At 37.3% G+C, this 10,181-nt stretch carries 10 protein-coding genes; 5 read left to right on the forward strand and 5 right to left on the reverse strand.

All coding sequences use genetic code 11. The annotated features are described in order from the left end of the window. Positions 1–50: 50 nt before the first annotated feature. Both VB694_RS15915 and VB694_RS15920 read left to right on the forward strand, forming a co-directional pair. Complete coding sequence (locus VB694_RS15915; protein WP_323361318.1) at positions 51–671, forward strand: heme-copper oxidase subunit III; 621 nt, start codon at positions 51–53, stop codon at positions 669–671. A gap of 236 nt (positions 672–907) precedes the next feature. Then, on the forward strand, positions 908–1,390 hold the full coding sequence (locus VB694_RS15920) for a hypothetical protein (protein WP_323361298.1): 483 nt from the start codon (positions 908–910) through the stop codon (positions 1,388–1,390). Between the two features lie 5 nt (positions 1,391–1,395). Here the strand turns inward: VB694_RS15920 and VB694_RS15925 are convergent, their stop codons facing one another. From VB694_RS15925 to VB694_RS15935, 3 genes are all read right to left on the reverse strand, one after another. Then, a complete protein-coding gene (locus tag VB694_RS15925) occupies positions 1,396–2,439 on the reverse strand; it encodes a WD40 repeat domain-containing protein (RefSeq protein ID WP_323361299.1) in 1,044 nt (347 codons plus the stop codon). 75 nt (positions 2,440–2,514) lie between these two features. Continuing rightward, positions 2,515–2,808, reverse strand: a complete 294-nt coding sequence (locus VB694_RS15930) for a hypothetical protein (protein WP_323361301.1) — start codon at positions 2,806–2,808, stop codon at positions 2,515–2,517. Between the two features lie 347 nt (positions 2,809–3,155). After that, positions 3,156–3,326, reverse strand: a complete 171-nt coding sequence (locus tag VB694_RS15935; RefSeq protein ID WP_323361302.1) for a chlorophyll a/b-binding protein — start codon at positions 3,324–3,326, stop codon at positions 3,156–3,158. Between the two features lie 293 nt (positions 3,327–3,619). Between VB694_RS15935 and ald the strand changes: the two genes are divergently transcribed. Together ald and VB694_RS15945 are read left to right on the forward strand one after the other, a co-directional pair. Next, positions 3,620–4,711: an alanine dehydrogenase gene (gene ald, locus VB694_RS15940; RefSeq protein WP_323361303.1), complete on the forward strand. Its 1,092-nt coding sequence runs from the start codon at positions 3,620–3,622 to the stop codon at positions 4,709–4,711. Between the two features lie 158 nt (positions 4,712–4,869). Then, positions 4,870–6,237, forward strand: a complete 1,368-nt coding sequence (locus tag VB694_RS15945; RefSeq protein WP_323361304.1) for a DNA cytosine methyltransferase — start codon at positions 4,870–4,872, stop codon at positions 6,235–6,237. Here VB694_RS15945 and VB694_RS15950 read toward each other — a convergent pair whose 3' ends face one another. Continuing rightward, entirely contained in the window at positions 6,238–7,041 is an 804-nt protein-coding gene (locus VB694_RS15950) for a TdeIII family type II restriction endonuclease (protein ID WP_323361305.1), read from the reverse strand. A 3-nt stretch (positions 7,042–7,044) separates the two neighbouring features. Then, entirely contained in the window at positions 7,045–7,293 is a 249-nt protein-coding gene (locus VB694_RS15955; protein ID WP_323361307.1) for a helix-turn-helix transcriptional regulator, read from the reverse strand. A 339-nt stretch (positions 7,294–7,632) separates the two neighbouring features. On the opposite strand from VB694_RS15955, the gene VB694_RS15960 reads away from it, so the two are divergent. Then, on the forward strand, positions 7,633–10,098 hold the full coding sequence (locus VB694_RS15960; RefSeq protein WP_323361308.1) for a PAS domain-containing protein: 2,466 nt from the start codon (positions 7,633–7,635) through the stop codon (positions 10,096–10,098). Positions 10,099–10,181: the final 83 nt, after the last annotated feature.

Genomic DNA, 10,181 nt, shown 5'->3' on the forward strand with positions numbered 1-10,181 from the left:
TGTTCCCTGTTCCCTTCTTTACCAATTACCAATTAACAACTTATAAATTCATGCAAAGTCAAATAATTGACCCAGCGAAAATCGAAGAGAATCATCATCATGCGTCTGTAGAATCTCATCATGAAGCACACCCAGATCATCGTTTGTTTGGTTTGGTGATGTTTCTGATTGCAGAAGGGATGATTTTTATGGGGATGTTCGGAGCTTATTTAGCTTTCCGTTCTACCTTACCTGTCTGGCCTCCTGCGGGTACACCGGAGTTAGAACTGTTATTACCCGGTGTGAATACGGTGAATTTGATTGCCAGTAGTTTTGTGATGCACAATGCTGACACAGCAATTAAAAAGAATGATGCCAAGGGGATGCGTACCTGGTTGGCTATTACTGCGGCTATGGGTGCGATTTTCTTAGTGGGGCAGGTTTATGAATATACCCATCTAGAATTTGGTTTGACTACCAATTTATTCGCTAGTACATTTTACGTTTTAACCGGGTTTCACGGTTTGCACGTGACTATCGGTGTTTTAGCGATTTTAGCGGTGTTGTGGCGATCGCGTACTCCCGGTCATTACAGCAATGAAAAACACTTCGGTATTGAAGCCGCTGAACTGTACTGGCACTTTGTAGACGTAATCTGGATTATTTTGTTCGGATTACTCTATCTACTGTAAGTATTAATTATTTGGTTGTTCACTCCACCTTAATATTTACAATCCCCCACTCAGGGGGTTTTTTTATGCAAAACTTACTCAATTAGTCGCAAATAGATCCCCGACTTATCAAATAAGTCGGGGATCTGGGTATTACGTTTTTTGAAGAGTTTCCCAACATGATATGAGTAGGTTGTGGGTTTTTGATTTGCGGAAATATGTTGTTGAATTTTGAATCTAAATAACAGTACACAAACATGAAAGCTGAAGTTGAGATTATGTCTTTGCAGCAATATAAAAAGAACGGATACCTGGCCGCAGGTATAGGTAGTTTAATAGGGTCTGCCCTACTGATATATCCAGGTCATTTTTTAGGTATTGGTTATGTAAAAATGTTCATGCCCAATGCCACTCTAGATGGAATCTTTCCCCCTTTTATCGGGTTTATTTTTGGCTGGTGGGTTGGAGAAGTTTTGGGATGTTGGCTGGCTTTGGGGTTGCTACGCTACCGCAGGGCAGCAAGAACAGCTAAATTATTAGTAGTGATGACTCCTGTCGGTATATTCTTCTGGATGCTATTTCATATCTTTGTGATCAACTGGATAGCGACTATTATTAATCAGTCAAATTCTATAGCCAATCTACAGTATATAACTATGCCTGTAACGATAGCTTTTGTTGCCATTGCTTTATCTCTGAAAGCAAGATATCTAGCACAACAAAATACTTCTAAAATTTAGTTACATTATTTATTATACCAAATATTAATTTTATCATCTAATCCACCACTGGCGAGTATTTTACCATCAGGACTAAATGCAATATCTTTGATGGGTTGTGTCCACGCACTCAGGGAATTACTATTTTCAGCTGGTAGAGTTTTTAACTGACCTGTAGTTAAATCCCACATTTTAATTCCATCTTGTCCACCACTAGCTAAGGTGTTACCATCGGGATTGATCGCGATCGCATTTACCCGGTTATTATGTCCTATTAGAGTTCTGACTCGTACACCGTTATTAACATTCCAAAGTTTAATAGTTTTATCCTGGCTGGAACTTATTAAACTTTGCCCATTGGGTGTAAAAACTAACGCTGTCACAAGCTGAGAATGGGCTTTTATCTCTCGGATGAATTTACGAGAATTCAAATTCCAAAGTTTAACAACACCCTTATTATCACCACTAGCTAAAATTTGCCCATCAGGGCTAATAGCTAAACTATAAATTGCATTATCAAAGCGTACCAATGTAGCCAGTGGTTGCTGTTGTTTTAAATCCCACAAACGAATCCCATCTAAACCACCACTGACGAGAATTTTACTATCAGGAGTGGCCACCAAAGACAATACCAGACTGCTATGTCCAACAAAAGAACGGCTAAACTCTAGAGTTTTGAGATTCCAAAGGTTAATCCTGTAGTCACTCCCGCAACTTACCAAAGTTTCACCATCTGGGGAAATTAAAACAGAGTCTACAGATCCTTGATGCGCTCTGTTAATCGTACCCAACTTTTTGCCAGTTTGAGGATTCCAGAAACGAATTATAGCCTCATTTTCTGAGCCACCACTGACTAAAAGTTTAGCATTGGGACTGAAATTTAGTGATTTAACAGTTCCTGTATGTCCTCGTAAAGTATGAAGTAGTCGGGGATGAGCAAAACTTTTACTATCTGCGGAATTTGTAATTACTTCATTAGCAGCCTGAGCAGGAAGAGTGTATAATTCTTGGGCAATGGGAATTAATAAAACCACAGATGCCAAGAATACCAAGCCCAGATCAGAGCGCACAGTCTTAACTTCCCTTTTTCCTTCAACCCTCACAGTTGCTCCTCACTTGTGAAAATACCAAAAACTTTCCACTATCTAATGGCGTGGTTTTCGCTTAGAAACTGTCATGATTGGTAAAGGTGGACTAGAGGATTGAGAGGGTAAATAATGTTGCACAACAGGTTCTTCCGGGAAAGACGGACGCTGTTGCATCTGCCATAATTTCAAGCCCAAGGCTACTCCTGTTGTTCCTAAGCCAAAAGCGAATAATGACCAGCTATCATCCAAACCACCAATCAGGGCATCTACTATACCCATTGTTACCAATATACTGATGATAGGTTCTTTGCGATAGGCTGACTTCAAAAAACGAGGTAATACAGCGTTCATCACAGCTTACTTTGTTCCTGTTAACTTTTCTTGTAAGATTAATCCAAAGCACCTTAATGGTAATTTGCCTTTGTCATCTCAGGCTATTAAGGCATATAACATTATAATTGTTGGCAGTAAAAACAGTCCTGTAGAAATTTGCTATCTTGTGTATCGTATTTTCCTCCCTTTTATCGACTTGAAAATCTAGGAATTGACTTTCAGGAGCTTGATAGTAGTCATGGACGATAATTACCTGAGATGGGTTGCTACTTTTTTCATAAAGTTAAAACCAGCTGGAAGATCCAACTGGTTATAAATCTTCTAATTACTAGTCTACAACTTAAACTTCTGGCTGGTGGTGGGAACTATTTTAAACCTAACCAAGCCAGTACACCTTGATTAGTGACATATTCAATCACCACCATTAAGATAAAGCCAATCATAGCTGCACGTCCATTTAAGCGTTCAGCGTATTCGTTAAAACCAAACTTAGGATCTTCTAGTTTGGGGGTAACGGTTGGTTGTGGTTGTGTCATAATCAAAAGCTCCTCTTGAGAATAATGGTGGTCGGTAAATTGGACTTAACCGTCTTTTGTGAAATAGTGATGGGGTTTGCACTTGAGATTTGAATAGCATTCTCTTGGAAAGAGTAGTACAAACCAGTTGTTTACATTTTTTAATGTTTCTTTATCTATTGTAAGAATAGTTTGACATTAGTCAAGGGATAGGCAATGGCTAAATTTGCCATTTTGAATTATTGAATACGGACTTAATGGCATAAATACTGGCAATCTAGAATGAATCAAAAATTATTAGAGGCTATAAATAAATGGAAATCGGCGTTCCCAAAGAAACTAAAGATCAAGAATTTCGGGTGGGGTTGAGTCCTTCTAGCGTGCGGGTACTAACAGAAAGTGGTCATGCTGTTTTTGTGGAAACACAAGCGGGTATTGGTGCTGGATTAACAGATGATGATTACCGGAGTTCAGGGGCGGAAATTGTGGAGACAGCAGCAGCGGCCTGGAATCGGGAGATGATTGTCAAGGTTAAAGAGCCGCTGACAAGTGAGTATAAGTTTTTGCATAAAAATCAGTTATTATTTACTTATTTACACTTAGCAGCTAATCGCCAATTAACAGAACATTTGATTGATTCTGGGATTTGTGCGATCGCTTATGAAACCGTAGAACAACCAGGTGCAAATAGATTACCTTTGCTCACTCCCATGAGCATTATTGCCGGTCGGTTAGCTGTACAATTTGGCGCAAGATTCCTGGAACGTCAACAAGGTGGTAGAGGTGTACTTTTAGGAGGTGTACCCGGAGTTAAAGCCGGTAAAGTCGTGATTTTAGGCGGTGGTGTTGTGGGGACTGAAGCCGCTAAAATTGCCGTGGGTATGGGTGCTAGTGTGCAAATTTTAGATGTTAACGTTGAACGCCTATCTTATTTAGAAACTCTGTTTGGTTCTAGGGTGGAACTACTTTATAGTAATTCTGCTCATATTGAAACTGCGGTTAAAGAAGCTGATTTACTGATTGGTGCAGTTTTAATACCAGGAAGAAAAGCGCCTATTTTAGTATCTCGTGATTTGGTGAAACAAATGCGTCCTGGTTCTGTGCTTGTGGATGTTGCTGTTGATCAAGGTGGTTGTGTCGAAACTCTCCATCCTACATCCCATACTAAACCAGTATATATTGATGAAGGAGTAGTACATTATGGTGTACCTAATATGCCAGGGGCTGTACCTTGGACATCAACTCAAGCTCTTAATAATAGTACATTGCCTTATGTTGTGCAGTTAGCTAATTTGGGTGTTAAGGCTTTAGAAGTTAACCCAGCTTTAGCTAAAGGTTTGAATGTCAAAAATCATCGCTTAGTACATCCGGCTGTACTAGAAGTTTTTCCTGACTTGGTGAGTTAAATTATACTAATTATTTGAGTTGACAAAATACAACTATTTTCCTCAGCTTAGTCATTTAGGCTGAGTTTTTATTTGCTAATTGTTCATGTAGGACATTTGTAATGTTATAATTAGAAGCTGCCATTTCTAAATTTATTAGGTAAAATATAATCATAAAAATGAAATCTGTAAATTCTGAAATACTTCAACAAATAGAATCACCTTTAGCATTAGTTAGTTCTCATCAAAAATTCACATTTATTGATCTATTTGCTGGCATTGGCGGTTTTAGAATCGCTTTAGAAAAACTCGGTGGTAAATGCTTAGGCTATTCTGAAATAGATAAGCAAGCTATTAAAGTTTATCAACAAAATTTTATTAGTTACTCAAACAAAGATGAAATTAAATTAGGAGATGTCACCAATATTAGAGAACTTCCATCTGGTGTTGATGTAGTAGTGGGTGGTGTTCCTTGTCAACCTTGGTCAGTTGCAGGTTGTTTAAAGGGTTTTGAAGACCCTAGAGGAAAATTATGGTTTGATGTGATTCGATTAGTTAGTAAAAGTAAGCCAAAAGCTTTTATTTTTGAAAATGTGAGTGGTTTAGCAAGTCCTAAAAACCGAGAAAATTTAGAATTAATTATCAAAAAAATTGAGCATACAGGATATTGTGTGAAGTGGAAGGTATTGAATGCTTATGATTTTGGTTTACCTCAAAATAGAGATAGGGTTTTTATTGTTGGAATTAGAAATGATATAGACAAATGTCAAACATATAAATTTCCATATCCTTTAAATATTCATCCAAAAGTTTTACATATATTGGACGAGCTTAACAATATTCAAGTTTTTGAAAAAGTTAAGTTAGATCCCGATACATTATTTAAAGGTGTAATTCCACCATCAAGAACTAGATTTCAAAAAGATGATGAATTAAATGATTTTTTTATTTTTTCAGATTTAAGAAATGGACATACAACCATTCATTCTTGGGATATTATCAAAACAAGTGATAGGGAGAAAATGATTTGTTTAACTCTTTTGAAAAATAGAAGAAGTAAAAAATATGGAGATAAAGATGGAAATCCTTTATCTTTTGAGAATTTTCAAGAACTAATACCTGACATAGAAATCAACGAATTAAATATGTTAGTTGATAGAGGAATATTTCGTTGGACTGATAAAAGAAAGTATGAATTTGTTAACTCCAAGAATATGACAGGTATTAACAATATCTATAGAATTATCTTACCTACTGCGGATATTGTACCAACTTTAACTGCGACAGGTGGTAAAGACTATCTAGCAACTGTCTCTATTCATGCTAGTCATCCAGAAGAGTATAAAAACTTATTTCTAGAAAAAATTTATCAACCTAAAAAATATATACCTATTACGGCAAAACACGCTTGTAAATTGCAAGGATTTCCTGCTAATTTTGCATATCATCAAAAAGATGAAGTAGCTAAAAAACATTTTGGTAATGCTGTTCCTATCCCTGTAGTTGAGTATGTAGCTAAAGAACTACTCAGCATTATTAATATATAATCATGAATTGGGGTAGAAAATATCATGGAATTCTGCGGCAAAGTTTTCTTGTCCTAGTTCAACAAACAAAGCTTTTAACTGCTCAAATGTATTTTCTTCACCCGAACAAAAATTCCAAAATTCATCTTCTACCCATATATCTCTGCTAAACTCTAAGGGAGAACTAGATAACTTACTTTTTTGCTTTTCATACCAAGATTTATTAAAAGGATTAAAAGGAATGGCAATACGAGCTTCTAATTTAGTATTAGGATCTTGAGCAAACTTATAAGCGTACCATTCTAGAATTTGTCTATTAAATCCTTTAAAATCACCTTGATTTGGCTGTGTGGTTTTGATATCAAAAATATATTCAATTCCATTTTTAGCAAAATGAATATCTACTCCCGTACCAGATGCAGGGGATGTAAATTGAATAATGTCTTGAGGATTTGTTTTGAAAGCTGCATTTTTTAGACGTTGAATACATTCGTCTGTGGAAATTCTGATGCTATTAGGCTTATTTTCACGTTCATCCACTAATTTATCTAATTCATGCTGTAATATTTGGGGAAATGGTTCTGGACGTAATATTTTTGTAGTTACAATTTGAAATCCATTTAATTCTGCTAATGTTTTAGCTATAGGTTCCCAAAAAGTTGTTCCTAAACTTGTTTCTAATCCACCAATAAGAGAGCGTATTCTTCTTTCATTAGGAAAAATATCATCCAATACTTGGTAATTTTTTACGTCTTTACCTTTAAAGAAATTTCTAATTGAATTTTTTAGATTTTCCTTAATTTTTTGTTTAATACAAGTATCCATACTTCAGCTTTCCGAATTGATACTACAATTAGCAAATAGATCAGGTATGGATATATTTAGGGCTTTTGCTAATTTTTCTATGTTCTCCAAGGAAACATTGCATTTCCCTAATTCAATACTTGATATATAAGTTCGATGAAGTTCTGCTTTTTCAGCCAGTTCTTCTTGAGATAAGTCAAGTTCTCTTCTTCGTTTCCTTACAGCCCGACCAAAACCCCACTTTATATCTACCGTTTTATTTGCTCCAAGCATATATCATCTAAAAAATGAAGACTATAAATCTACAGATTATACATGACATTTTGTAGCTTATACATTACAAGCACAGCAGTTACCTATTTACGGATGAATTACGCTGTTAGTTTTTTTGACATTGAGCTACGTATCAAAAAAAAATGAGTCGATAAATATTTTTCGTAAAGTCACGCCGACAGCTTTTAAAATAGGAATAGTAGAAGTTGTATTGCTTTCCATCAGCCTGATTATCGGCAACAATAAAAAAACTCTAAAAAACGCTATATTTAGCCTTTTTCATTTGCATACAATACATTCTACATTTCCCCGAATCATGGGTGTTTATGAATGTTTTAAATGATTAACAATATTTTGCCAATTGAGTCCATTTCTGAAGCGATATTTTACAGTTCCTGTGACTTACTCTGTTTTACTGGCTTGGATAGTTGCTTTCAACGAGTTAACCGCGCTTTTAGTAAAACCTTGGGTTACTCAAGCGACGAACTTGTAACTTACCCATTGATTGATTTTATTCATCCAGATGACCAAACTGCAACCAAAGCAGAAATCAAGAAACTCAATACAGTTATATCTAGCACTGATTTTGAAAATCGCTATCGGTGTAAAGATGGTTCTTACAAATGGTTATCTTGGACAGCAACGCTGATTATTAAAACAAATTCGGTTTATTTTGTAGGACGAAATATTAGTAATTATAAACAAGAGTTAGAGAAGCGAGTTATAGAAGGAACAGCTTGTCATGAAAATCAAGCTTTTTTATCTAAACAAAACTATATTTTAGAACTGATTGCTACAGGCAAATCTCTATCTGAAGTATTAGCAACATTAACTCAGTCAATAGAGGCACAATTAGGAGAAGTTTGTTGTTCCATCATGTTACTAGATGATTCAGGAACAAAGTTGTATCCTGCTGTAACTTCTAGCCTACCAAAAACATATACTCAGGGAATAGAAAAAGGCGTTCCTGTCGGTCCAGACATAGGTAGTTGTGGTACATCTGCCTATACCAAACAGACAGTAATTGTCTCAGACATTGCCAACGATGCAAAATGGGTAAACTACCGTGATTTGGCACTGGCTAATAACCTCAAAGCTTGTTGGTCTACGCCGATTTTAGACAGTCAGGGTCATGTTTTAGGAACTTTTGCACTCTACTATCATAAAGTTCGCATTCCTGAAGAATTTGAGCAGCAACTGATTGAAAAAGCATCTCACTTAGCAGGTGTAGCAATTGAGCGTCAAAGATGGCAAGTGGCTTTGCAACAAAGTGAATATCAATTGCGGTTGCTAACAGAAACTATTCCCCAACAGATATGGACAGCAGAGCCGGATGGTGAAGTTGATTATTATAACCAGCGGTGGTGGGATTTCACAGGCAAAACTGTGGCAGATATTAAAACTCAAGGCTGGGATAAAATAGTTCATCCTGAAGATTTGCCACGGGTAAAAGCAAGATGGGCTAAATCGGTACAAACCGGCTGCGAATATGAGGTAGAGACTCGGATCATCTCTGGAAGTGGGGAGTACCATTGGATTTTGGGACAAGCACGTCCTTTGCGTGATCAATGGGGACAGATTATTAAGTGGTATGGTACTAATACTGATATCACAGAGTATATTGAAGCGAGGGAAGCTTTGCTTAAGGCTCTACAAGAAAAACAAGCAGCTTGTGAAGCCGCTGAAACAGCAAATCGCGTTAAAGATGAGTTTCTGGCTGTCCTCTCCCACGAACTCCGTACCCCTCTAAATCCGATTCTGGGGTGGTCTCAACTTTTGAAAACAGGAAAACTGGACAAGGTGAAGACCCAGGAAGCCCTAAAAACGATTGAACGCAATGCAAAATTACAGGTTGATTTAATTGAAGATTTGCTGGATGTATCCCGTATCTTGCGAGGTAAATTGACTCTGAATGTGACTACAGTTAATTTGGCAGATGTAATTTCCGCAGCATTGGAAACTGTGAGTTTAGCTGCTTCTGCTAAAGAAATTGTTGTTCAAACCCAACTAAAAGGGAATATAGGCAAGGTTAGAGGTGATCCGGCTCGCTTGCAGCAAATTGTCTGGAATCTTTTGTCTAATGCGATTAAATTTACACCTCCAGGCGGACGGGTGGAAGTACGGCTAGAGCAATTTGGTTCTATGGCTCATATTAAAGTTTGTGATCAGGGTAAAGGTATTAGCCGTGATTTTCTACCTTATGTATTTGAACACTTTCGGCAAGAAGACGGCTCAACGACGAGAAAATTTGGTGGTTTGGGGTTGGGACTGGCAATAGTCCACCATTTGGTAGAGTTACACGGTGGCACGGTTGAAGCCAAGAGTCCAGGAGAAGGACAGGGGGCAACTTTGACAGTGAAACTACCGTTGATATCTTCTGAGCCGGTGGCAGTTACAGATAGTAAGTGTGAAGATGTAACTTTAAATTTAAGGGGGATGAAAATTTTAGTTGTGGATGATGATGCGGACTCGCTAGATTTTGTGAAATTTGTGCTGGAATTGTGTGAAGCAACAGTGACAACGGCAGCATCAGCGTTAGAAGCATTGCAAATTTTGGGGCAGTTTCAGCCTGATGTTTTGGTGAGTGATATTGGAATGCCGGAGATGGATGGTTATGAATTATTACGCCAAATTCGGCTTTTGTCGCCAGAAATGGGTGGGAAAATTCCCGCAGTGGCGCTAACTGCTTATGCTGGGGAGTATGACCAAAAACAGGCGATCGCTGCTGGCTTTCAACTGCACATTCCCAAACCAGTAGATCCAGATACTTTAGCATCTGCTGTGGCTCATTTCGTCAAGAGGTAGAAGATAATAGATTTTTGCGTTCTATCGACTTCTTTTATTTATTGTGTCCATAAATGATAAATTTATCTCAGAAGTCGGGGATT

The sequence above is a fragment of the Anabaena sp. UHCC 0451 genome (assembly GCF_034931405.1).
Lineage (GTDB): Bacteria > Cyanobacteriota > Cyanobacteriia > Cyanobacteriales > Nostocaceae > RDYJ01.